We start from the raw sequence: 24904 nt of genomic DNA, 5'->3' as shown, positions 1-24904 counted from the left end.
ATTTTGGCTTGGATGTATTACGAAAATTTATCTGAAGAACAGGGAGAGCATAATATTTTCTACGTCATCTTGCGAAGTCTCAAAAAAGGATTTATACTAAAAATTAGCAGAAAATCATAAGAGGAAAGAAGGAAATAAAAGATGGAAAATTTCACATTTTATGCACCGACTTATTTTGCTTTTGGTAAGGATACAGAAAATGATACCGGAAAGTATGTAAAACGTTTTGGCGGCAGTCGTGTACTGCTCCATTATGGCGGAGGTTCTGTCATTCGTTCCGGACTTTTGGATCGTGTTAAAAAATCTCTGGACGGAGAAGGGGTTTCTTATGTAGAATTAGGCGGCGTAAAGCCAAATCCGAGAAGTGGTCTTGTATATGAAGGAATCGATCTGTGCCGGAAAGAAAAAGTAGATTTTGTACTGGCAGTCGGAGGCGGAAGTACAATTGATTCCGCAAAGGCAATTGCGGCAGGTGCAGTATACGATGGAGATTTCTGGGATTATTATGAAGGAAAGCTTGTCGAGGAAGCACTTCCGATCGGAACAGTTATTACGATTTCAGCTGCAGGAAGTGAAGGATCACCGGACTCTGTTATTACAAAAGAAGAAGGAATGTTCAAAAGAGGGGCAACCGGAGAAGCATTCCGTCCGAAATTCACGATCATGAACCCGGCACTTACACAGACACTTCCGGCATATCAGACAGCTTGCGGAATTACAGATATTATGGCACATCTGTATGAGCGTTATCTGACCAATACCGAAGAAGTAGAAGTGACAGACCGTATGATCGAAGGGCTTCTTCTGACGATGATCCATGAAGGACCGAGAGTCATTGCAGACCCGGATAATTATCAGGCAAGAGCAAACATTATGTGGGCAGGTATGATGGCACACAATAATTCCTGCGGAGTAGGACGTACACAGGACTGGACAAGCCATAACATCGAGCACGAATTATCTGCATTGTATGATTGCGCGCACGGTGCAGGGCTTGCGGTTGTTATGCCGGCTGTATTTACTTATACACTGGAACACAATGTGATGCGTTTTGCACAGGCTGCAGTCCGTGTCTGGGGCTGTCAGATGGATTTTGCAGATCCAAAGAGAACGGCACTGGAAGGAATTGAGGCACTTCGAAACTTTTTAATTTCGATTGGGATGCCAAAGAATTTTGCAGAGCTTGGAGCCAAAGAAGAAGATATTGAAAAGCTGGCACATACATGCTGTTATGGAGATGTAAATACTGGTACAGTGGAAGGATTTGCAACTCTTGATCAGAAAGATGTGGAAAATATTTATAAACTGATGGTATTTTAGAAAAAGGAATATCGGAAAACAGGAAATTTGGAAGAGGGAGTGCGTGACTTAAACTCAAGTCATACACTCCCTCTTTTTGAAACGTCTATTTTCCAACAGGCTATGCATTTTCATAAATCGGTTCGAAATCATCTGCGCCGTGTCCACAGAGCGGGCAGGTGAATTCTTCCGGAAGATTGCTTCCTTTGTATACGTAATTGCAGATCTTACAGCGCCATCCGATAATCTTCTTATCCTCTTTTTTCTGTTCTGGTTTTGGCTTTACATGTGTCTGATAATCTGCGTAAGTCAGAGGCGGATTGTCACTTAAAAGTTTCGCATCGGTTACTTCAGCAATAAAAAGGGTATGTGTTCCAAGATCCTGTCTGGAAACTACCTTTGCGCTGAGAACAGAACATGTCTGCCATCCGAGGTAAGGAACTGCATTTTCATCTGCAGGTGCAGTGATATTTGCGAATTTATCAACATCTCTGCCGGACTGGAAACCGAAATGCCGGATCGTTTCAAAAGAGCAGGTCTGGTCAAGCAGGCTTAACGTAAAAATGCCGCTCTCTTTGATCAGATCACAGGTATAGTTGCTATTCAGCACAGAGATTGCGATCCGTACCGGATTATTCGCAACCTGGATGCAGGTGTTGGTAATACATCCGTTTACTACATTCCCAGAGCGTGTTGCAAGCATAAATACTCCATAAGATAAATTGTAAAGTGCTTTTTTATCCATATAACATTCCTCCTGACTTTCAAAACTTGATAATAAGAATCATTACTATAATTAAAGAATACATGATAAAAGAAAAATTGTCAATTATAAAATCAAGATTTCCGGAAAATCAGAATCACAAAAAATGTGATGATTTCTGATCCTAAGAAGGAAAGCCAGATTCCATTCAGCCCCAGAATCTGTGAGAACAGAATCGCACAGAAAGCAATTGCGATAATGCCGCGCATAACAGAACCAAGGACGGCGGGACGTGCCCGGTCGATTGCGGAAAAATAGGCAACCAGCACAATATTGATACCGGCGACTAAAAAGCCCAGGAAATAAAGCCTAAGACCAGTATGGGCGTAAGCAAGCAGCTGGAGATTATGTTCGCTGTTAAAGATACTGATAAAGGTATCCGTAAATCCGTAGATCAGTACAACGATCACAAGCTCGATCAGAAGTGCTGCAGCAAGAGACCAGTTGAGAAATTTACGGACTAGATCATGTTCACCCTTTCCATAACTCTGGCTGATCAGCGGCTGTGCACCCTGGGCAAGTCCGTTTAGGATCGCCATTGCGACCAGTGAAATATTTGCAACTACGCCGTAGGCTGCGATCCCGATATTTCCCGCAATGCGCAGAATCAGCATGTTAAATATAATCGTAATGACAGCGGAAGAAATTTCAGCAAAAAATGCAGAAACACCAAGCTGGCAGCATCTGATGATCCGGCGAAGAGAGGGTTTGCGCCAGTGAAACTCTACATGGTTATTCTTTCCAAGATAATGTGTCGAACATACCAGCATCGTCACAACCGGTGAAAGAGCGGTTGCAAGTGCAGCCCCCAGAAATCCAAGATTCAAAGGGAACATGAAAATATAGTCAAATAAAATATTAAAGAAGCTTCCGGAAATGGAACCGATCATGGCGATAGAGGTCGCATGGTCATTCCTCGCAAATGCCGTGAAGGTATAGTTTGACATAAAAAACGGGGTAAATAGCAGGACGATACGCATATAATTACGTCCAAGCCGGATGAGCCCGGCATCTGCCCCTAAAAGTGCAAGTGCTTTATGCGGAATGAAGATTCCGGTGAGCATAAAAGGAATGCTGCATATGAGACACCAGAAGATGGACTGGGTAAAATAGTAGTCCGAAGGTGAACCTTTGGCTGTGCTGATATTGTATCGTGTGGCGGAGCCGATTCCGATCATCGAACCGATTGCGAAGACCAGACCGAACACCGGCAGGATCAGATTCAGGGCAGCAAGTCCATCTGCACCGCATTTGTAAGAGATAAAAAAGGTATCTGCCAGAATGTAGACGGAGACACCGATCATTCCGGAAATACTCTGGGAAATGTATTTTAAAAATTTATGAAACATGTTTTTGAATTCCTCGTCTTTCTTAAAGCCAGATTAAATGAAATAACCATCTGTACCAGCCTGGTAATAAGCGGACTTTGATATCTCCATATAAGAATAGCATAAACATACTGGTTTGTCGAAAAAATAATCTTGCAATTACTGCGTTACCGTGCTATAGTAAGTTTTGTAAAACCAAATAATGCTTCAGGGCGGGGCGAAATTCCCCACCGGCGGTAAAGCCCGCGAGCCGTAAGGTATGAACTGGTGAGATTCCAGTGCCGACAGTAAAGTCTGGATGGAAGAAGTTGAATCGTTACTGATAAAAGCGGTTTCTATCATATATGCAGGAATAAAAAGTAAAACGCTCTGGAATGGGAATCATTCCAGAGTTTTTATTTTCCGGAAAATAAAATGCCGAGGCCGGATTCGATGAGAAAATGGTATTTCCGAGAAGTATGACAGAGCGTACAGCGATATAACTGAGAAAGAAAGCCCTGACAGGTAAGAGAATCTGTCAGGGCTTTTCCTATATGCCAAAGCACATTTTTGAAAAGAGACTTATCCGGCAACATATCTAAAATGTTTAGCAGAGTACATTTACCGGAGAACGTTTCCGGGAGAGATGAGAAAGGAGAAAAAATGACAGATGAATTTTACATGCGCCGTGCAATTGAACTGGCAAAAAAAGGACGTGGATGGACAAATCCAAACCCGATGGTTGGTGCCGTGATCGTAAAGGACGGAAGCATTATCGGGGAAGGATATCACGAAAAATGTGGTGAGCTTCATGCAGAACGGAACGCAATCGCATCCCTGACAGAAAGCGCCGAGGGAGCAACACTTTATGTGACGCTGGAGCCGTGCTGCCATTATGGGAAGACACCACCATGTACGGAAGCGATTCTGGAACAGAAGATTGCACGGGTTGTGATCGGATCGAGAGATCCGAATCCGAAAGTGTCCGGCAAAGGAGCAAAGATTTTACGCGAGGCAGGCGTCCAGGTGGAAGAGGATTTCCTGCGCGAAGAATGTGATGCGTTAAATCCGGTCTTTTTCCACTATATCACAACAGGGCTGCCCTATGTGGTGATGAAATACGCAATGACGGCAGACGGAAAGATTGCGACAAAAACAGGAGCATCAAAATGGATATCCGGTGAGGAAGCAAGAAGTCTGGTACATGAGATGCGCCATGACTATATGGCGATCATGGCAGGAATCGGAACGGTTCTGGCAGATGATCCGATGCTGAATGTGCGTCTGGAGGGAAAGAAAAGTCCGGTCAGAATTATCTGTGACAGTATGCTCAGGATCCCACTGGACAGTCAGATCTGCCAGACAGCAGGGAGATACCGGACGATCATTGCATATGCCGGTGAAAAGGGGAATGCGATTTGTTTAGAAGAGAAAAAACGCAGTCTGGAAAAGCTTGGAGTCGTGCTTCTCAGAGTTCCTTCGGAAAAAGGGGAGATCAATCTGCAGCTTCTGATGAGAAAGCTTGGAGAGCTGGGAATAGACAGTGTACTTATTGAAGGCGGTGGAACTTTAAATGAGGATGCCCTGCAATCCGGTATCGTAAATGAGGTGAAAGCTTTTATCGCACCGAAAATTTTTGGCGGAAGAGGCGGCAAGACTCCGGTGGAAGGCTTTGGAGTTGAGAAAGTAGACGATGCCATCAAGCTACAGCTTATGAGAATCTCGCAGGTTGGAGAAGATATTCTGGCAGAGTATAAGGTTTTGGAGGAAATGTAAATGTTTACAGGAATTGTAGAAGAAACCGGATCTATCCGGTCACTCCGACTTTCTGGATCATCCGGGAAGATTGCGATCCGGGCAAAAAAAGTACTCGGTGGAACCAGGATCGGAGACAGTATTGCGGTAAATGGTGTCTGCCTGACGGTGGTTTCCCTGGAAAAAGATGGATTTACCGCAGATGTGATGGCGGAGACGGTGCGAAGAACCAACCTCGGTGACACAAAGATCGGTGAAAAAGTGAATCTGGAACGCGCGATGGCGGCAGATGGCAGATTCGGCGGACATATCGTTGCAGGGCATATTGATGGGACCGGAATGATTGAAGAACTCAGAAAGGAAGAAAATGCAGTATGGGTAAAAATCCGGACAACGCCGGAGATTCTGGAACTGATCGTAGAAAAAGGTTCAATCTGTATTGATGGAATCAGTCTGACAGTGGCAGAAGTAAATGAAAAAAGCTTTCAGGTATCAGTCATTCCTCATACCGGAGAGGAAACCACGCTGCTGAAGAAAAAAGCTGGGGACAGGGTGAATCTGGAAAATGATATTGTAGGGAAGTATATTAAAAAGTTTCTTACACCATCGGAACCGGCTGGAAAATGTGGAGGACTTACCATGGAATTATTAGAGGAGTATGGAATTTGATGCGAAGAAATTCCGGGATTGAAATGGAGAGTACAAAGAAGAACAGGATAAAAATGAGTTATGATCGGACAGGAGGAAGTAACAAATGGAGAAACAGTATCAATACAATAGCGTAGAAGAGGCACTTGAAGAATTACGCCAGGGAAGGATCGTTCTGGTAACGGATGATCCGGACCGGGAAAATGAAGGGGATATGATCTGCGCGGCGGAATTTGCAACCCAGGAGAATATCAATTTTATGGCATGCCATGCGAAAGGGCTGATCTGCACACCGATGAGTGCAGCGCTGGCCGGACAGCTTGGGCTGCCACAGATGGTTTCTGAAAATACAGATAACCATTCGACTGCATTTACGGTATCCGTTGACCATGTGGATACGACAACGGGAATTTCAGCAGCAGAGCGCGGATATACCATGCGTAGCCTGACAGAAGAAGGAACAAAACCACAGGACCTTCGAAGACCGGGGCATGTATTTCCGCTGGTGGCAAGGCATGGAGGTGTGCTGGTAAGAAATGGTCATACCGAGGCAACGGTTGATCTGATGCGTCTTGCCGGACTGAAAGAATGTGGAATCTGCTGTGAGATCATGGAAGAGGACGGAACGATGATGCGGACAGAGAATCTCTGGAAGCTGGCGAAGAAGTACGACCTGAAATTTATTACGATTAAAGATCTGCAGGATTACTGCAGAATCCATGAAAAACATGTCGTGCGGGAAGCATGTGCAAAGATGCCAACCCAGTATGGAGAATTTCAGATCTATGGGTATGTGAATGACATTACCGGTGAACATCATGTGGCACTGGTGAAAGGTGAGATTGGTGATGGGGAAGACGTTCTGTGCCGTGTACATTCCGAGTGCCTGACCGGCGATACTTTCGGATCTCTCCGCTGCGATTGTGGAAAGCAGCTGCAGTCGGCGATGAAGCAGATTGAGAGAGAAGGAAGAGGAGTTCTTCTGTATATGCGACAGGAGGGAAGGGGAATCGGTCTGATCAACAAGCTGAAAGCGTATGAACTTCAGGAACAGGGATACGATACCGTGGAAGCCAACATCCGTCTGGGATTTGCACCGGATCTCAGGGAATACTGGGTAGGGGCTCAGATTTTATCAGATCTGGGAGTAAAATCACTCCGGCTTCTTACTAATAATCCGGAGAAGGTATATGGACTTTCCGGTTTCGGGCTTGCAATCCATGAGAGAGTACCGATTGAAATAGCACCGCAGAAATTTGATGCATTTTATATGAAGACGAAGCAGGAAAAGATGGGACATATCTTTAAAGAAATCAAATTTCAGTAAAAAGAGAATAAACAGTATTTATATATAGAATAAACATTTTAATTACAGGAGGAAAAAACATGAGACAGATCAACGTATTAGAAGGAAAAGTAGTAGCACCAGAGGGAATGAAAGTAGGAATTGTTGCTTCAAGATTTAATGAGATTATTGTCAATAAACTACTTGGTGGTGCGGTAGACGGGCTGGTACGCCATGGCGTGGAGGATGAAAACATAACGGCAGCATGGGTAGCGGGAGCATTTGAGATTCCGACAGCAGCTTCTAAAATGGCTGCATCCGGAAAGTATGATGCAGTGATCTGTGTGGGAGCAGTGATCCGTGGAGACACAACGCATTATGATTATGTCTGCAATGAGGTATCCAAAGGGATCGCACAGGTCGGACTTGCAACCGGAGTGCCGGTATTATTTGGTGTGATCACGACTGAAAATATCGAACAGGCAATTTCAAGAGCCGGAAGTAAAGGTGGAAATAAGGGATATGACTGTGCACTTTCTGCAATCGAAATGGTAAATCTTCTGAGACAGATGTAATTTCCGGCTGACGGTTACAAAAAGAATCCCGTTTTCCGGCAGAAAAAGGGCAGATGCCGGGATTTACTGGACATTTATGCAGGAAAAAGGTATCCTATCTGATAGGAGAAATCTGTAAAAGAAATAGTAAAGTTTCATTTCAGAGATAATGAAGGAGGAAATGAATTATGTATACAGCATCATCTGAGAGATATGATACCATGGTATATAACCGTTGTGGGAAAAGCGGGCTTTTGCTGCCGGCAGTTTCTTTAGGACTCTGGCACAATTTTGGAACCAATGCGGATCCGGAGAATATGAAGGCAATGTTGAGGACAGCATTTGATCTGGGAATCACCCATTTCGATCTTGCGAATAACTATGGACCGGAATACGGAAGTGCTGAGACGAATTTTGGGAAGATTTTAAAAGAAGACTTTGCACCATACAGGGATGAGATGATCATCAGTACCAAGGCAGGCTATGATATGTGGCCGGGACCTTACGGGAACTGGGGAAGCAGGAAGTATCTGCTAGCAAGCCTTGACCAGAGCCTGAAGAGAATGGGGCTGGATTATGTAGATATCTTCTATCATCACAGAATGGATCCGAATACCCCACTGGAAGAAACGATGGGGGCACTCGATTCCATCGTAAAGAGTGGGAAGGCACTTTATGTCGGAATTTCTAACTATGATGGTCCGACAATGGTACGTGCAGCGGAGATTCTGGAAGATCTGAAATGTCCGTTTGTCATTAACCAGAACCGGTATTCCATTTTTGACCGGACGATTGAACAGAACGGCTTGAAAAAGACGGCGAACCAGATGGGAAAAGGAATCATTGCATTTAGTCCGCTGGCACAGGGACTTCTGACAGATAAATATCTGCACGGAATACCGTCAGACAGCCGGATTGCTGTGGATGGAAGATTTCTACATGCCGATGCATTGACGAAAGAAAAGCTTGCGCAGATCGAGGCTCTGAATAAGATGGCAGGTGAGAGAGGACAGTCTCTTGCACAGATGGCACTGAGCTGGATCCTGAAAGATGAGGATGTGACCAGTGTGCTGATCGGAGCGTCCAGACCGGAGCAGATCATTCAGAATGTGGAGATTGTGCAGAATACGAAGTTCACCCGGGAAGAACTGAAAAAGATCGATCAGATCAGCAGGGGCGATCTGTAAGTGAAACCTGCGCGAAGAAATTATTTGCAAAGGACGCAAAGAAAATATTGAATAAATGATTGACAGGAAGCAGCCATTGTGTTAATATAGTCCATGGTTGCTTCAGCAATCAACAATTTCATATAGGGGATTGGTCAAATGGTATGACAGGAGTCTCCAAAACTCTTAGCGGCAGTTCGATTCTGTCATCCCCTGTAACTTGAAGGACTCAGTTTGAGTCCTTTTTTTATATCTAATGGACCAAGTGCGGAATAGTGATAGCGCAAGTCCAAATCAACTCTTCATTTCCAAAAACAAAATAACCATCCCACCATATACATATTCGACATAGTCACTATACATAGTGCATAAAAATGAAAGAAAATAATTGTAAAAAATGCCAAAAATTCAACTGTACGAAAGCACAAAATCCGTCAAAAAAGAATCTCGAATGCTACAAACTAAAAAAAGTGTCAAAAAATAGAAGTAAAAACAGCTAAAGAAAATAAAAGAAAAATAGATGAAGATGGTGAAAATAGATAAAAAAATTGGTTTTTTTACTGTACAATCTACAAAAGCTGAAAATATTGACAAAGAAAAAGTGTGAGCGTAATATAAGCATGACTTTTAGAGGACACTCTAAAAAGTACTCTAAAATAAGAATAAATAAAACGAAAGGGAGGGAGCGATACGGAACATTTAACAGAGACTCTGTTAGAAGAGCTGAACTGCGAGACGGTGTTTACGATCCCGATATTCGGCGGAATACCGGTAAAAGAGTCGGTCGTAGTTACCTGGATCATCATGGCGGTAATCGTAGGACTTTGTATCATATTTGTCCGGAGCTTGAGCGTCGAAAATCCGGGAAAGGTTCAGCTTTTATTGGAATCCGCAATAGGAAAAGGACTGGACTTCTTTGAAGACATCATGGGAAAAGAAAACAGGAAATATATTCCGTATCTGATTACAGTGCTTATCTATATTGGGATAGCCAATATCATTGGTCTGTTCGGATTTAAGTCACCGACAAAAGACCTCAATGTAACAGCAGCACTTGCGATCATGAGTATGTGCCTGATTGAATTTTCCGGAATCCGGAAGAATGGATTTAAGCACTGGGCGGCGCATTTTGCAAAGCCGGTACCATTCGTAGCACCAATTATGGTTCTGGAGATTGTGATCAGACCATTATCACTTTGCATGCGTCTGTTCGGTAATGTATTGGGAGCGTTTGTTATCATGGAGCTTTTAAAAGCAGTGGCTCCGGTTCTTATCCCGATACCATTTAGTTTTTACTTCGATATTTTCGATGGATTCCTGCAGGCATATGTATTCGTATTCCTGACAGCACTTTTCATGAATGAGGAGCAGGAATAATCCCGAAATGACAGAAGAAACACAAATCTATAAGAAAAAAGGAGATTAAGATTATGTTAGTAGCAATTGGAGCAGCAGTAGCAGTTTTAACAGGTTTAGGAGCAGGACTTGGAATCAGCCTTGCAACAGGTAAAGCAGTAGATGCGATCGCAAGACAGCCGGAAGCAGAAAGCAAGATCAGCAAGAACCTGATCCTTGGTTGTGCACTTGCAGAGGCAACCGCTATTTACGGTTTCATTATCGGACTTCTTATCATCTTGATGCTGAAATAAGAAAAGTAAAATGAAGAAAGGCAGGTGGGACAGGTGATACAGTTTAATGTAAGCCTTCTCTTTACGATCATCAACCTGATTGTCTTTTATCTTTTGCTGAAAAAATTCTTATTCAAACCAGTAATGGGAATTATGGAAAAACGTGAAAAAATGATTGCTGACGGACTGAAGAATGCCAGTGATAGTCAGGAAGAAGCGGCGAGACTGAAAGCGGAATATGAAAAGGCTCTGGAAGGAGCAAAGGCAGAATCCATTCAGATCGTGGAAAAAGCTAAGAAAACTGCAGCCGGAGAATCAGAGCGTATCCTTCAGGAAGCCAATACGGAAGCCGTAGGAATCCTGAAAGATGCCAGAAAGACGATTGAAAATGAACGCAAACAGACCATGAATGATCTGCAAAGTGAGATCGCAGGACTGGCAATGCAGGCAGCACGTAAGATTGTGGATGACACAAAAGGAAATCAGGATATATATGATCAGTTTCTGAAAGGTGCAGGTGATGCTCATGTCAATGAAGAGGTTAAATAAAGAGTATTGCTGTAGCCCTTCGGCAAAACAGTATGCACATGTTTTATATGAGCTTGGAATTTCAAAAGAAGCGGTAGGAGAGACTGAAAGGCTTTTTGAAGAAGTACCGGTGCTTGAAGAAACATTTGCAAGTCCGGTGGTACCGATGCGGGAAAAATTAAGTTCGATCGACAAGATTTTCCCGGAAGAAATAAAAAATTTTCTCAAGGTTGTATGCCGTAATCAGAGAATGAGCGAGATCAGTCAGATTCTTTTTGCTTATGACAGATACTGTAAAATGCAGGAAGGAATCCAGATGGCAACGCTTACCTGTGTGGAAGCACCAGATGAAAAGCGACTTGAGAAAATCAGAGAATTTCTTTGTGAGAAGTACCATAAGACAGATGTGAAGATCGAGATAGTCAAAGATCCGGCATTACTTGGCGGATTTATCTTAAAGACCGGTGATGATGAATATGACTGGAGTCTGAAAGGAAGATTATCGAGATTAGAGCAAAAATTGACCTGGAGGTGAACAAAGTGAGTTCAATTAGCTCAGATGAAATTATTTCTATTCTGAAAAATGAAATAGAGAACTTTGATCAGATCAGTAAAGACAGCGAGGTCGGTACGGTTGTCTCTGTCGGTGACGGAATTGCAAATATCTATGGAATAGAGCATGCAATGTACGGAGAAATCGTGACATTTGAAAATGGACTGAAAGGTATGGTTCAGGACATTCAGAAAGATACGATCGGCTGCATCCTGTTCGGATCAGATGTAGAGATCAAAGAAGGTACGAAAGTGATGCGTACCAAAAAGAAAGCCGGAGTACCGGTTGGCGATAAATTTATCGGACGTGTCGTAAATGCACTTGGAGCTCCGATTGACGGAGCGGGAGAAATCGAAGCAGAAGATTACAGACCGATTGAAAATGAAGCACCAGGAATTGTAGACCGTAAATCCGTCAGCGTTCCAATGGAAACAGGAATCCTTTCTATCGATTCTATGTTCCCGATCGGACGTGGACAGAGAGAGTTGATTATTGGAGACCGTCAGACAGGAAAGACTTCCATTGCTACAGACACGATTTTGAATCAGAAGGGTAAGGATGTCATCTGTATCTATGTAGCAATCGGTCAGAAAGCATCAACGATCGCAAAGGTTGTCAATACTTTTAAAAACGGCGGCGCAATGGATTACACCATCGTAGTAGCATCAACAGCAAGTGACTGTGCACCGCTTCAGTATATTGCACCATATGCAGGAACCGCGATCGCAGAACATTTCATGCATAAAGGAAAAGATGTCCTGATCGTTTACGATGATCTTTCAAAGCACGCAGTTGCATACCGTGCGCTGTCCCTGCTTCTTGGACGTTCACCGGGACGTGAAGCTTATCCTGGAGATGTTTTCTATCTGCATTCAAGACTGCTTGAGAGATCAAGCCGTTTAAGTGATGAAATGGGAGGCGGTTCGATCACAGCACTTCCAATCATCGAGACACAGGCAGGAGATGTATCTGCATACATTCCGACCAACGTCATTTCCATTACAGATGGACAGATCTTCCTGGAAAGTGATCTGTTCTTCTCAGGAATGAGACCGGCGGTTAACGTAGGTCTTTCCGTATCCCGTGTTGGTGGTGCAGCACAGACAAAGGCAATGAAGAAGGCAGCCGGAAGTATCCGTATCGATCTTGCACAGTATCGTGAGATGGAAGTATTCACACAGTTCAGTTCCGATCTGGATGCAGCAACAAAGGAACAGCTGGAATATGGATCTGGTCTGATGGAACTTCTGAAACAGCCACTCGGACATCCAATGTCCATGCATGAGATGGTCATCACCCTCTGCGCAGCACGAAATAAAGTGCTTCTGGGAATTCCGGTAAAAGAGGTTAAGAAATTCCAGATGGATATGCTGAATTATTTTGCAACAGTTCATCCGGAAATCAGTGAAGAGATTGAGCAGACAAAGGCTCTGTCCGATGAACTGGCTGCAAAGATTGTGGAAACAGCGAAGGAATTCAAAGACAGCAGGTGTTAATATGGCAAATATCAGAGAAATACAGACTCGAATCAACAGCGTCAAAGATACGATGAAGATCACGAACGCCATGTATATGATCTCGTCTACCAAGATGAGACAGGCGAAGAAAAAGCTGACAGATTCAGAGCCGTACTTTTACGGACTTCAGGGAGAGATTTCCAGAATCCTGAGGCATATTCCTGAGATCGAGCACCGGTATTTTGATGTGCGGGAAGAGATTCCAAAAGAGAAACGAAAGATAGGTTCCATTGTCATTACTGCGGATAAAGGACTTGCAGGAGCTTACAACCACAACATTGTCAAGGTGGAGGATGAGATCCTGGAGGAACCGGGAGAGCATAAGCTGTTCGTAGTCGGTGAGCTTGGCAGACACTATTATGCGAATAAGGGTGTGGAAATTGACACCAATTTCCTCTATACTGTGCAGAAACCGACCATGCACAGGGCAAGAGATATCGCGGAAGTGATTCTTTCCCAGTATGAGAGAGGTGAACTGGACGAGGTCTACATCGTTTACACCAGAATGGAAAATTCGATGCTGACAACGGTTGAAAAAATGAAGATCCTGCCGCTTGAGAGATCTTCATTTAATGAAATGAAAATGCCGCTTAACATCCATAGAGAGGCAATCGCGCTTTATCCATCAGCAGAGGCGGTTCTGGACAGTATCGTACCGAACTATGTGGTTGGTATGATCTATGGATGTCTGGTAGAGGCATATGCAAGCGAACACAATGCGCGAATGACAGCAATGCAATCAGCAACAGACAGCGCGCAGGAAATCATCAAAGATCTTTCTATTATATATAACAGGGCAAGGCAGGCTGCGATTACACAGGAAATTACCGAGGTTTGTGCAGGCGCCAAAGCCCAGAAACGGAAAAGGAAGTGAAAACAGGTATGAATAAAGGACGTATTGTACAGGTCATGGGACCAGTTGTTGACGTTGTATTTGAAGACGGAAATCTGCCGCGCATCAAAGATGCCCTGCAGGTGGAGAACAACGGAAAAACCTGTATTATGGAAGTTGCGCAGCATCTGGGAAATGATGAGGTTCGTTGTCTGATGCTGGCAGCAAGTGAAGGACTTTGCAAGGACATGGAAGTAACCGCTACCGGTTCTGGAATTAAAGTACCGGTTGGAGAGCAGACCCTTGGACGTCTGTTCAACGTACTTGGAGAAACCATCGATAATGGCGAAGAAATCAAAGAAGATACCGAACACTGGGTGATCCACAGAGATCCGCCATCATTTGAAGACCAGAGCCCGGTTGTAGAAATCCTGGAAACCGGGATCAAGGTTATCGACCTGCTTGCACCTTATGCAAAAGGTGGTAAGATCGGTCTGTTCGGCGGTGCCGGTGTAGGTAAGACTGTACTGATCCAGGAACTGATCCGTAACGTAGCCACAGAGCACGGCGGATATTCCATCTTTACCGGTGTTGGAGAACGTTCCCGTGAAGGTAACGACCTCTGGACAGAAATGAAAGCATCCGGAGTTCTGGATAAGACAGCCTTAGTGTTTGGTCAGATGAACGAACCACCTGGAGCACGTATGCGTGTCGCTGAGACAGGACTTACGATGGCTGAATATTTCCGTGATAAAGAACATCAGAATGTGCTTCTTTTCATTGATAATATTTTCCGTTTTACACAGGCAGGTTCCGAAGTATCCGCACTTCTTGGACGTATGCCATCAGCCGTAGGTTATCAGCCGACACTGGCAACTGAAATGGGTGAACTGCAGGAGCGGATCGCATCTACAAAGAATGGTTCTGTCACATCCGTACAGGCTGTCTATGTCCCTGCAGATGACCTTACAGACCCGGCTCCGGCAACTACATTTGCTCATCTGGATGCAACAACCGTACTCTCCCGTAAGGTTGTAGAACAGGGTATTTACCCGGCAGTTGATCCACTGGAATCTAACTCCCGTATTCTGGAGGCGGATATTGTCGGAGAAGAACATTATGAAGTTGCAAACCGTGTAACAGAGGTTCTGCAGAAATACAAAGAGCTGCAGGATATCATCGCAATTCTTGGTATGGAAGAGCTTTCCGATGAAGACAAGGCAACGGTTATGAGAGCAAGAAAGATTCAGAAATTCCTCTCCCAGCCATTCTTCGTTGCAGAGACATTTACCGGAGTTCCGGGAAAATATGTACCTCTGAAAGAGACGATCCGAGGATTTAAGATGATCCTCGACGGAGAAATGGATGAGTATCCGGAAAATGCATTCTTCAATGTAGGAACGATTGATGAAGTCATCGAGAAGGCAAAGGCTGAAAAAGCAGAATAGAGGTGCCAGGTATGGATACATTTGGACTTAAAATCATTTCCAGTGACCGGGTATTCTATGAAGGACGTTGCAGAAAGATGATCGTGCCGGTACCGGACGGCGGTGGAATGGAAATTCTTCCGCACCATGAAAATATGGTGATCGCTGTGGTGATCGGTGAGGCAATGCTTCAGTTTGAAGAAGGCGAATGGGTGAACCTTGCGGTCGGAGCCGGATTCCTTGAGATCGTTAACAACCGTGTGACGATGCTGGTGCAGACGGCAGAGAAACCGGAGGATATCGATGCCAGACTTGCCCAGGAGCAGATGGAGTATGCAGAAGAAAAGCTTCGCCAGAAACAGAGTATACAGGAATATTACCGGACACAGGCTTCGCTTTCAAGGGCGATGAACCGGTTGAAGGTGTCGAAGCGAAAAAAATGGTAAATAGGAAACAAATTTATGTGGAAGCGCGTAATCTACTACAGATTGCGCGCTTTTTCAATACGGAATTTTTGACAAAATTTATTGGGAAAAATGGTACAATCTTTTACAAAATAAAAGTTCCGATACAGGGTAGTTTGTGGTAGAATATATAACAGTGTGCGTGTACTGAGAAAAAGGATTTTGAGGTGTTCAAATAGAGTGTATTTCATCATAGAAGGAGCAAAACGTGGAAAAAGAAGAGCTTACGCAATTATTTAATTTCTTTCGGGAGATTGATAAGGAAAAATTTATTGGAAGGCAGACATATCTGACGGATGGGGTGCGTAAGGAGAATGACGCGGAGCATGCGTGGCATATGGCAATCATGACGGTTCTGCTTGCGGGATATGCCAATGAGAAGATCGATGTTCTTAAGACAGTGACGATGCTTTTGATCCATGATATTGTAGAAATTGATGCGGGGGATACCTATGCCTATGATGAAAATGCGAAGAAGACGCAGAGGGAACGGGAAGTGAAGGCTGCGGACCGGATTTTCGGACTTCTTCCGGAAAAGCAGGGAAAGGAATTTCGGGCGCTCTGGGAGGAATTTGAGGCACAGGAGACTGCTGAGTCGAAGTTTGCCCGGACGATGGACAATATCCAGCCGATCATGTTAAATGCGGCTACAGACGGCAAAGCGTGGGAGGAACACGATGTTCATATTGAACAGATCCTGAACCGTAACCGGAATACGGCAAAAGGCTCAGAAGCGATCTGGGAGTATGCGAAAGAAGAATTCTTAAGACCGAATCTGGAAAATGGCAAGATAAAAAAATAACATAAAAAAAACAAAAATCCCCCTTTTCATTTTCGTGAATATGGGGTATCATATACTACAGAGCGCAAAATATAGTGGAGAAACTTAAAAGTGACACTATATTTTGTGGGGCGATGGAACAAAGTTAGGAGAAAGTTGGGATGGATTTGGAAGTAAAGACGAGAGTAATCAAAAGAAACGGTGAGGAAGTAGACTTCCGGCTGGAGAAGATTGTGAATGCGATCAAAAAAGCGAATGAAGAGGTTGAGAACATCCACAGGATGAATGACTTTCAGATCATTGCAATTGCGGAGAAGATTGCACAGCAGGCAGAGGAATTTACGCATGCAGTGAATGTGGAGGACATCCAGGATATGGTTGAGACCGGCATTATGGAGATGCGTGGTTATGAGGTTGCCCAGAAGTATGTCCGCTATCGCTATAAGAGAGAATTAACCAGAAAGTCGAATACAACGGATAACGGAATTCTTGCATTGATCGATCATATGAACGAGGAAGTAAAGCAGGAGAACTCCAATAAGAATCCTGTGATCAACTCTACACAGAGAGATTACATGGCAGGAGAGGTCAGCAAGGACCTTACTAAGAGAGTCCTTCTTCCGGAGGAAATCGTCCGTGCACACGAAGAAGGAATCATTCATTTTCATGATATGGACTATTTTGCGCAGAAAGAGCACAACTGTGATTTGATCAACCTGGAGGATATGCTCCAGAACGGAACTGTCATCAGCGAGACGATGATCGAGAAACCACATAGTTTCTTTACCGCGTGTAATGTGACCACACAGATCGTTGCACAGGTTGCAAGTAACCAGTATGGCGGACAATCATTTACGCTGTCACATCTTGCACCATTCGTAGATGTAAGCCGTCAGAAGCTCCGCAAGAGTGTCATTGAAGAAAGAATAGAATCCGGAGAGGTTCTGGATGATGCAATCATCGACAAGATCACAGAGAGAAGGCTTCGTACCGAAGTACAGAGCGGAATCCAGACGATCCAGTATCAGCTGATCACACTGATGACCTGTAACGGACAGGCACCTTTCGTAACGGTGTTTATGTATCTGGATGAGGTCCCGGAAGGAAGAACCAGGGATGACCTTGCGATGATCATCGAAGAAGTGATGAAGCAGCGTATGCAGGGTGTTAAGAATGAAAAGGGTGTATGGATCACACCGGCGTTCCCGAAGCTGATCTATGTACTGGATGAAGATAATATTACTGAGGATTCCAAATACTGGTATCTGACTGAGCTGGCTGCAAAATGTACGGCAAAGCGTATGGTGCCGGATTATATTTCTGCAAAGATCATGAAAGAACTGAAAAACGGAGATGTTTATCCGTGCATGGGATGCCGCTCATTCCTTACCGTAGAAGATTCCCAGAGAAATGCAGACGGAAGTCATAAGTTCTATGGACGTTTCAATCAGGGGGTTGTAACGATCAACCTGGTTGACGTGGCATGTTCAGCAGAGGGCAATATGGAACGTTTCTGGGAAATCCTGGATGAGAGACTGGAGCTTTGTCACAGAGCACTCCGGTGCAGACATGAACGCCTTCTCGGAACTGTTTCAGATGTTGCACCGATCCTGTGGCAGAACGGGGCACTTGCCCGTCTGAAAAAGGGTGAGACGATTGACAAGCTGTTATTTGACGGATATTCTACCATTTCTCTTGGCTATGCAGGACTTTATGAGATGTGTATGCGGATGCTTGGCAAATCCCATACAGATCCGGAGGCGAAGCCATTTGCACTGGCAGTTATGCAGCGCCTGAATGATAAATGTAAAGAATGGAAAGAAGCAGAAAATATCAGTTATTCCGTATATGGCACACCGATGGAATCTACCACATACAAGTTTGCAAAATGTCTGCAGAAGCGTTTCGGAATCATTCCGGGCGTTACAGATAAGAACTATATTACGAACAGCTATCATGTACATGTTACCGAAAAAATTGATGCGTTCAGCAAATTGAAATTTGAATCGGAATTTCAGAAGCTTTCACCGGGTGGGGCGATCAGCTATATCGAAGTACCGAATATGCAGACCAATATTCCGGCGGTACTTTCCGTATTACAGTACATTTATGAGAATATCATGTATGCAGAGCTGAATACCAAGAGTGATTTCTGTGAAGTCTGCGGCTATGACGGAGAAATTAAGATTATCGAGGACGAGACCGGAAAGCTGGTATGGGAATGCCCGAACTGTGGCAACCGGGATCAGGATAAGCTCTTTGTAGCGAGAAGAACCTGCGGATATATCGGAACCCAGTTCTGGAATCAGGGAAGGACCCAGGAGATTAAGGACAGGGTACTGCATCTGTAAGGATGGAAATGTTTTTGAAAAAATAGTGAGAAGATATAATAAAGGACATGGCTTTCGCTTGGCGAAGCCGTGTCCTTTATTATAAATTATTTAAAATTAATTGGATAAACGTCTTTTATCAAACCATCCTGGTCATAAGAAAAATAGATTTTTTCGACCATTTCTTCTTTATTGATCTTAAAAGTCACAAGAACTGTTTCAGAATCATCTGTTTTGGAATCAAGTGAAATATCTTTTACTGTTATTTTTGTATTATTATAAGCTGCTTCGGACAGATAGGTCTGACCATAGGTTGAAACAAAATATTCTAATCGGTCGCTCTCAAAATATTTTCCTACAAGCTTGTTCCAGTTTTCGAGAATTTTCTCAGAATTGGCGAAAGCATCATCAGAATTTGCATCAGTATTTTCACCGATTACATTAGAAGCATCCTGAGAGTATAATTCTTCATTTGGCGCAGTAAACATTGCAGTAATTACTGCTTCGGCTTCCGGACTTACGGCTGATTCAGATGCCTTTTTGTCTGAGCAGCCAGTAAGCAGAATAAACAAAAGTAACAGAATAAAATAAATTTTTGGCGTTGCTTTTTTCGTCATGAGAATCCCTCCTTTGCTTGTGGGGGCAGTTAAAATAGTTTTCCTGCCATTGGATTGATCTGCCTTTCACATTTTGGGTGTTTATAAGTATAGTATAATGGATCTGGCTGTAAAACACTAATATTATTTTTGCAAAAAAGCAGTTGCTTGGGCGACCGTATGCGGACAAATCGTAGCAGCACTCACCACAGCATTTGGAGGAGTCAAAAAACCGCCGGAGCGGTTGGAATCGTGCTTTACCGGAGGACAATAGTGGTTGATTTTCAGGTGTGATTTGCTATAATTGATAAGAAGAGTAAGAACGGACAGCAGAGTAGTACTGCTATAATGAGAAAAAGGGAAGTATAAAGATATGAATTACGGAACAATTAAAAATTACGATATCGCAAATGGAACCGGCGTCAGGGTCAGCCTTTTCGTATCCGGCTGTCGGCATCACTGCAAAGGATGCTTCAATTCCGAAACCTGGGATTTCAATTACGGAAATCCATACACCAAAGAAGTTGAAGCAGAGATCCTCGAAGCACTCAAACCGGCATATATCCAGGGATTTTCCCTCCTAGGCGGCGAACCCTTCGAGCCAGAGAACCAGAAAGAACTCGCAGGACTCCTGCAAAAGATCAAAGAAAGCTACCCGGAGAAAAATGTCTGGTGCTACACCGGATATCTCTATGATGTAGACCTCATCCCCGGCGGAAAAGTCTACACAGAATACACTGACAAGATGCTCGCCTGTATCGATACCCTCGTAGACGGCGAGTTCATCGAAGCCGAAAAAGATCTCACCCTGGAATTCCGCGGAAGCCGCAACCAGAGAATCCTTCACCTTGATGAAATCCGCCAAAATGCGAAAAACTAAAATAATTCATTGACAAAAAAAGACCACTGTGCTATAAATAACAAGTGGTCTTTTTTAGATCATAAAATCAAATAGGGGATTGGTCAAATGGTATGACAGGAGTCTCCAAAACTCTTAGCGGCAGTTCGATTCTGTCATCCCCTGTAGAAACCTCTCGGAAGTAGTTCCGGGAGATTTTTTATACTCTATAATTCCCACCAGATTCAATTGTTTGCACAAAGAATCTGGTGGGAATTATTTTCGTCTGATGCTGACACAACCTATATTTTTGTAAAACAATTCATTTCTTTAGAAATTAAAATCTAACTCGTACACCTTAACCGGCCTCCCCTTCGCATTGGTCGTCTGCGTATATGCGAGCCTCGCAACTCCCCCATTTTCCAGATTCTGAATAATCCGGTTCGCATTTCTCACCGTACTTCCCATACGTTCGGCAAGCTCGTGCGTTGTAATCTTATTTGATCCGGCAGCATGCGTACTGGCAAGGACTTTCTTGATCGTAACCGGTGAAAGATTACACTGCTTTGCAATCTTTCCAAGATTCTGCACATACTGATTCTGGATCACTCTCCGGTCGGATGAACCAAGAGGTCCGATCATATCCCCGTTTTCATTCTGGATAAAACTTTTTCCAAACTGAACAGCCTCTTTGCGGGCATTTACAGAATTACGGATCGCATTGTCAAAATTTGTCCCGATTCCGTATCCTACAGCACATTCAAAATGCAGTTTGCCGGTGAGAAATTCATTCAGTTCGCAGACCTTGTTATTGTGCGTAATATGCTGCAGCATTTCCACAGTGGTCAGGGCACTGCAGTGATTATCCACTTCCTGAGGGATACAATTCATCAGATTCTTTTTAAAGAAATCTTCCATACAGACATAGATCTTCTGGATATTTTCCGGTGTGTTATCTGTCGAACTACGGGGAGATACATTGATGATAACCGGAAGGTTGGAACGCATGTGCTCCAGCTCGATCGTGGACAGAAGTTCATTTGCAAGATCCCGGATATGGCTGACACTTGGCAGCGGATAGATTGTCGGGATCCCGTGCGCACGAAGCTCCGGCAGGATATTACTGTACTGACAGAGAACCATATCCATTTCATTGTTGTTCCACATACGGATCAGCTCTGAAAGGACATGATTTTCAATCGTACTGATACTGGTGCGGGTCAGTGCCTTGGTCCAGTTGTTAATATGTGGTGGAACTGTATCAATGTCCAGCTCCTTAAGGAAAGCGGTTGCAGTACAGCCGCCATCGATCGGAATCAGGAAATCCAGAATAATCCGGTCCATATCCAGATCCCGGTTGGAAATCAGCAGATTCAAAAGAGCACGGTACAGACCGGCTATATCAATTTCAAAGGATACAATCGGACGGTTATAAGCGTGCGCAGTTGACTCAATGGCAGCTTTTGCGATCTTACCACTGATAAGAAATCCGTCAGTGTCCCCGGCGTAAGAATCGTAAACTTCTGATATTGTGTCAAATTTGTTGTAGGAAACCACCTGGATGTCACAGTTTAGTTTTAGTTCTGAGACGATCTGCGAGACAGGTTCCTTTAAGTACTGGCTGGTAATAGCCACAATTTTTCTTCTCATTTTCTTTCACCTCTCAAAAAGTATCATATAAAATTATCTTCCATAAATCAACCATAATATTCTGAAAATTAAAAAAATAACGAATAAATAGGTAAAACAACGAAAATCAAGAATATTCTGTAATATTATTGACTAAAATGTTAGAAGTTGGTATATTGTAATCGTGATAATTATTCTGTAAATGTTCCAAAAACTAATAAAAATGTTCTGTAAATATTCTAAAAGTAGAACAGTATTTTTAATGTAAATGGCAGGAACAAAGTTAAAGGAGGGCTTAGTATGAATTACTATGAAAGAGCATTGGAATTAAAGGATGAAACAATTGCAAACCGCAGACACATCCACAAAAATGCTGAAACTGGTCTGGATCTTCCAAAGACCAAAGCTTATGTTATGGAAAAGCTGACAGAATACGGACTTGAGCCGAAGGATTGTGGTTACGGGGTAACAGCCACACTTGGTAAAGGGGGAAAAGTTCTTCTTCTGAGAGCAGACATGGATGCACTTCCGATGCCGGAAGAAAGCGGAGAAGAATTTGCGTGTCCTACAGGAAAAGAAGCACATACATGCGGACATGATTTCCATGCTGCAATGCTTCTTACAGCAGCAAAGATGCTGAAAGAAAAAGAAGATACACTGGAAGGAACTATCAAATTCATGTTCCAGCCGGCAGAAGAGACTTTTGAAGGAAGCAAGAATATGATCGAGAACGGTATTCTTGAGAATCCTCCGGTTGATGCAGCGCTTGCGTACCATGTATCACCGGGAAAAATGCCGATTGGACTTTTTATGTACAATGATAAGGATACAATGATGTATTCTGTAGATGGATTTAAGATCACCATTCATGGAAAAGGCTCCCACGGTGCTTATCCACATGTAGGAATTGACCCGATCAACATCGGAGTTCATATCCATCTTGCATTGCAGGAATTGATCGCAAGAGAAAGTGATCCGACACATTCCTGTGTGCTTACAATCGGACAGTTTGCAGGTGGAACTGCAGCAAACATCATTCCTGAGACTGCTGTTCTCCAGGGAACGATCCGTACCAACAAACCGGAAGCAAGAGAACTTCTGGTCCGCAGAATGAAAGAAGTCGCTGAAAAGACAGCAGCTGTATATAACGGAACCGTTGATATTGAGATGATCTCAGAAGTTCCTCCGCTGATCTGCAATCCGAAGCTTACCGACGAAGTGGTTGGATATATGCAGGAGCTTGGAATTCCGGGACTCACACCATATCCGGGAATTTCTGCAAGTGCTTCTGAAGATTTTGCAGTGATCGCTGAAAAGGTTCCAAGTACATTTATGTATCTGTCAGCAGGATATCTGGATGAAAGAGGACAGTATCCGGCACATCATCCGAAAGCACAGTTTAATGAGGATGTTTGCCCGATTGGAGCAGCTTGTCTTGCACATTGCGCTTCACAGTGGCTTAAAAATAACAAATAGAGAGTAAAGGTTTCTTTAGGAACAGGAGGAGAAAAATATGAGTAAAGAACAGCAGGCTCAGGCACAGCCACAGGTTGCGATTCCGCTTCCGAAGGCAAAGAAAAACTTGGTTCAGATCGGATGTATCTGCATGATGCTTTCTGTAGCAATGTATGGACTGGTATTTGCAACGTTAACAGCACCTATCCTTGAAAAAGTTGATGCGATGGGATATGTAGGACTCTTCTCTATCGTAGGTGCGATCGGTGTATCGATTATGACTCCGATCGGAGGAAAATTAGGTGACCTTATTGGTAGAAGAAACATTGTAGTGATTCCTGGAATTATCTGTGCACTTGCAGGTTTTGCATTTGCATTTGTGAGATCTCTGATTCCACTGATGATCCTCAGACTGATTGTCAGCCTTGCACAGGGCGCATTTACAGCAGCACCATACATTATCGCAGGTCTTATCAATGAAAGAAAAGATGTACCAAAGGCAATGGGTATGCTTGCAACCGCAATCGCTGTTGGTGGATTTGGAGGAAGTATCATCGCAGGTATTTTAACAGATATGGGCTTATTGACTGTGGCAATCCTTATGCCGGCAATTCCACTTATTCTTGGTATAGTACTGATTGGAATGAACATGCCGAATCAGAAAAGAGAAGGAAAGGTTACGATTGATGTTCCGGGGATGATCGCACTCATCATATCACTTTGCGGAATTCTGCTTGCACTGAACTTTGGATCTTCTATGGGATGGACAAATCCAATGATTCTTGCAGGTCTTGTAATTGGTATCATTGCTCTTATTGCACTTGTTAAGATTGAAAATAAAGCTGCAGAGCCGTTGATTCCAATGAAATTATTTAAAAATAAAAACTACACAGTACTCCTTATTGTAGGATTTATCTGCTATTTCTATCAGAATGCCATGAACTATTATGCACCGATCGGTGCCATGCAGGTTATGGGAGCATCCACGAGTGCAGCAGGTGCACTGCAGATGCCTCGTACACTGATTACAATCATTCTTCCTACTATCGCAGGTGCATGGGTAGGAAAGAAAGCTGCCAATGCATGGAAAGCAATGGTAATTGGTACAAGTCTTGCAATGATCCCGATGGCTGTGATGGCGTTGGTAACAAATTCAGGTGCTTCGATCATGATTTATTTTGTAGCACTTGCAGTTACAGGTATCGCTGAAAGCTTCCGTGCTGTATCCATTACGCCAACAGCACAGGCAATGCTGGCACCGGAAGATATGGGAATCGGAACTTCTCTGGTTAACTTCGCAAACTCACTTTCAGGAACAATTGCAGTTGCAGTATTTGCAGTCGCATATAATGCAAGTACATCAGCTGATCCGACCAATGTAGCACTGATCCAGAATGGTGTAAAATCTGTATTCTGGACAGCAGCAGTCGTTACTCTGATTGGACTTCTTCTGGTAATCTTCATTGTAAAACCGGAGATGAGCAAGAAAGCAGCAGAAAGCAAATAGAATATTGAAATCCATGTGAATAAGAAGCCGGGGCGGATGTGA

23 protein-coding genes, 2 tRNA genes and 1 riboswitch are annotated in these 24904 nt (G+C 43.6%); of the genes, 21 read left to right on the top strand and 4 right to left on the bottom strand.

The window, feature by feature from the left end:
* The first annotated feature begins 141 nt into the window (after positions 1-141).
* A complete protein-coding gene (locus tag PGZ10_RS02130) occupies positions 142-1320 on the top strand; it encodes an iron-containing alcohol dehydrogenase (RefSeq protein WP_022220883.1) in 1179 nt (392 codons plus the stop codon).
* A gap of 100 nt (positions 1321-1420) precedes the next feature.
* On the opposite strand, the gene PGZ10_RS02125 is transcribed toward PGZ10_RS02130, so the two are convergent.
* Entirely contained in the window at positions 1421-2044 is a 624-nt protein-coding gene (locus PGZ10_RS02125) for a flavin reductase (RefSeq protein ID WP_270540588.1), read from the bottom strand.
* A 92-nt stretch (positions 2045-2136) separates the two neighbouring features.
* On the bottom strand, positions 2137-3411 hold the full coding sequence (locus PGZ10_RS02120) for an MATE family efflux transporter (protein WP_195250573.1): 1275 nt from the start codon (positions 3409-3411) through the stop codon (positions 2137-2139).
* Positions 3412-3589: 178 nt separating this feature from the next.
* Positions 3590-3704, top strand: a riboswitch (FMN riboswitch).
* Between the two features lie 328 nt (positions 3705-4032).
* Between PGZ10_RS02120 and ribD the strand changes: the two genes are divergently transcribed.
* The 16 genes from ribD (at position 4033) to nrdD (ending at position 18858) form a co-directional block, all read left to right on the top strand.
* Complete coding sequence (gene ribD, locus PGZ10_RS02115) at positions 4033-5145, top strand: bifunctional diaminohydroxyphosphoribosylaminopyrimidine deaminase/5-amino-6-(5-phosphoribosylamino)uracil reductase RibD (RefSeq protein ID WP_270540587.1); 1113 nt, start codon at positions 4033-4035, stop codon at positions 5143-5145.
* Positions 5146-5793, top strand: coding sequence for a riboflavin synthase (gene ribE / locus PGZ10_RS02110; RefSeq protein WP_117556885.1), 648 nt, complete (start codon positions 5146-5148; stop codon positions 5791-5793).
* Between the two features lie 85 nt (positions 5794-5878).
* Positions 5879-7099, top strand: a complete 1221-nt coding sequence (locus PGZ10_RS02105; protein WP_173824741.1) for a bifunctional 3,4-dihydroxy-2-butanone-4-phosphate synthase/GTP cyclohydrolase II — start codon at positions 5879-5881, stop codon at positions 7097-7099.
* Positions 7100-7158: 59 nt separating this feature from the next.
* Complete coding sequence (ribH, locus tag PGZ10_RS02100) at positions 7159-7632, top strand: 6,7-dimethyl-8-ribityllumazine synthase (protein WP_270540586.1); 474 nt, start codon at positions 7159-7161, stop codon at positions 7630-7632.
* Positions 7633-7799: 167 nt separating this feature from the next.
* Entirely contained in the window at positions 7800-8798 is a 999-nt protein-coding gene (mgrA, locus tag PGZ10_RS02095) for an L-glyceraldehyde 3-phosphate reductase (RefSeq protein ID WP_055156444.1), read from the top strand.
* A 124-nt stretch (positions 8799-8922) separates the two neighbouring features.
* Positions 8923-8993: transfer RNA gene (locus PGZ10_RS02090), tRNA-Trp, on the top strand.
* A gap of 495 nt (positions 8994-9488) precedes the next feature.
* Positions 9489-10154 (top strand): F0F1 ATP synthase subunit A, encoded by a 666-nt coding sequence (locus tag PGZ10_RS02085; RefSeq protein WP_081445281.1) that lies wholly within the window; start codon positions 9489-9491, stop codon positions 10152-10154.
* 53 nt (positions 10155-10207) lie between these two features.
* The gene (atpE, locus tag PGZ10_RS02080; protein ID WP_008374373.1) at positions 10208-10426 is read left to right on the top strand and encodes an ATP synthase F0 subunit C; all 219 of its coding nucleotides are present in this window, start codon (positions 10208-10210) and stop codon (positions 10424-10426) included.
* 33 nt (positions 10427-10459) lie between these two features.
* Positions 10460-10954, top strand: coding sequence for a F0F1 ATP synthase subunit B (gene atpF, locus PGZ10_RS02075; protein WP_117557023.1), 495 nt, complete (start codon positions 10460-10462; stop codon positions 10952-10954).
* Complete coding sequence (gene atpH, locus PGZ10_RS02070) at positions 10938-11468, top strand: ATP synthase F1 subunit delta (protein WP_319637934.1); 531 nt, start codon at positions 10938-10940, stop codon at positions 11466-11468. The genes atpF and atpH overlap by 17 nt, the downstream gene beginning before the upstream one ends.
* A 5-nt stretch (positions 11469-11473) precedes the next feature.
* The gene (gene atpA / locus PGZ10_RS02065; RefSeq protein WP_022220892.1) at positions 11474-12982 is read left to right on the top strand and encodes a F0F1 ATP synthase subunit alpha; all 1509 of its coding nucleotides are present in this window, start codon (positions 11474-11476) and stop codon (positions 12980-12982) included.
* Between the two features lies 1 nt (position 12983).
* Positions 12984-13877 (top strand): ATP synthase F1 subunit gamma, encoded by an 894-nt coding sequence (atpG, locus tag PGZ10_RS02060; RefSeq protein ID WP_008374377.1) that lies wholly within the window; start codon positions 12984-12986, stop codon positions 13875-13877.
* Positions 13878-13885: 8 nt separating this feature from the next.
* On the top strand, positions 13886-15283 hold the full coding sequence (atpD, locus tag PGZ10_RS02055; RefSeq protein ID WP_117556895.1) for a F0F1 ATP synthase subunit beta: 1398 nt from the start codon (positions 13886-13888) through the stop codon (positions 15281-15283).
* A gap of 11 nt (positions 15284-15294) precedes the next feature.
* Positions 15295-15708: an ATP synthase F1 subunit epsilon gene (atpC, locus tag PGZ10_RS02050; RefSeq protein ID WP_117556897.1), complete on the top strand. Its 414-nt coding sequence runs from the start codon at positions 15295-15297 to the stop codon at positions 15706-15708.
* Between the two features lie 226 nt (positions 15709-15934).
* Positions 15935-16528 carry an HD domain-containing protein gene (locus PGZ10_RS02045; protein ID WP_270205494.1) on the top strand — a complete coding sequence of 198 codons (594 nt, stop codon included), beginning with the start codon at positions 15935-15937 and terminating at the stop codon, positions 16526-16528.
* Between the two features lie 140 nt (positions 16529-16668).
* A complete protein-coding gene (gene nrdD, locus PGZ10_RS02040; RefSeq protein WP_008374382.1) occupies positions 16669-18858 on the top strand; it encodes an anaerobic ribonucleoside-triphosphate reductase in 2190 nt (729 codons plus the stop codon).
* 86 nt (positions 18859-18944) lie between these two features.
* On the opposite strand, the gene PGZ10_RS02035 is transcribed toward nrdD, so the two are convergent.
* Entirely contained in the window at positions 18945-19454 is a 510-nt protein-coding gene (locus PGZ10_RS02035; protein ID WP_270540585.1) for a hypothetical protein, read from the bottom strand.
* Between the two features lie 352 nt (positions 19455-19806).
* Here PGZ10_RS02035 and nrdG point away from each other — a divergent pair, with 352 nt between their 5' ends.
* Both nrdG and PGZ10_RS02025 read left to right on the top strand, forming a co-directional pair.
* Positions 19807-20313, top strand: coding sequence for an anaerobic ribonucleoside-triphosphate reductase activating protein (nrdG, locus tag PGZ10_RS02030; RefSeq protein ID WP_022220109.1), 507 nt, complete (start codon positions 19807-19809; stop codon positions 20311-20313).
* Positions 20314-20386: 73 nt separating this feature from the next.
* Positions 20387-20457, top strand: a tRNA-Trp gene (locus tag PGZ10_RS02025).
* Positions 20458-20601: 144 nt separating this feature from the next.
* On the opposite strand, the gene PGZ10_RS02020 is transcribed toward PGZ10_RS02025, so the two are convergent.
* Positions 20602-21921, bottom strand: coding sequence for a hypothetical protein (locus tag PGZ10_RS02020; protein WP_117556905.1), 1320 nt, complete (start codon positions 21919-21921; stop codon positions 20602-20604).
* A 279-nt stretch (positions 21922-22200) separates the two neighbouring features.
* On the opposite strand from PGZ10_RS02020, the gene PGZ10_RS02015 reads away from it, so the two are divergent.
* A complete protein-coding gene (locus PGZ10_RS02015) occupies positions 22201-23376 on the top strand; it encodes a M20 family metallopeptidase (protein WP_117556907.1) in 1176 nt (391 codons plus the stop codon).
* Between the two features lie 37 nt (positions 23377-23413).
* Positions 23414-24862, top strand: a complete 1449-nt coding sequence (locus tag PGZ10_RS02010) for an MFS transporter (RefSeq protein WP_022220108.1) — start codon at positions 23414-23416, stop codon at positions 24860-24862.
* Positions 24863-24904 lie beyond the last annotated feature (42 nt).

This window comes from Coprococcus sp. AF102-57 (genome assembly GCF_027686195.1).
GTDB lineage: Bacteria > Bacillota > Clostridia > Lachnospirales > Lachnospiraceae > Allocoprococcus > Allocoprococcus comes.
The sequence above is the reverse complement of the archived record's forward strand: the minus strand, read 5'-3'. Positions and strand labels throughout refer to the sequence as shown.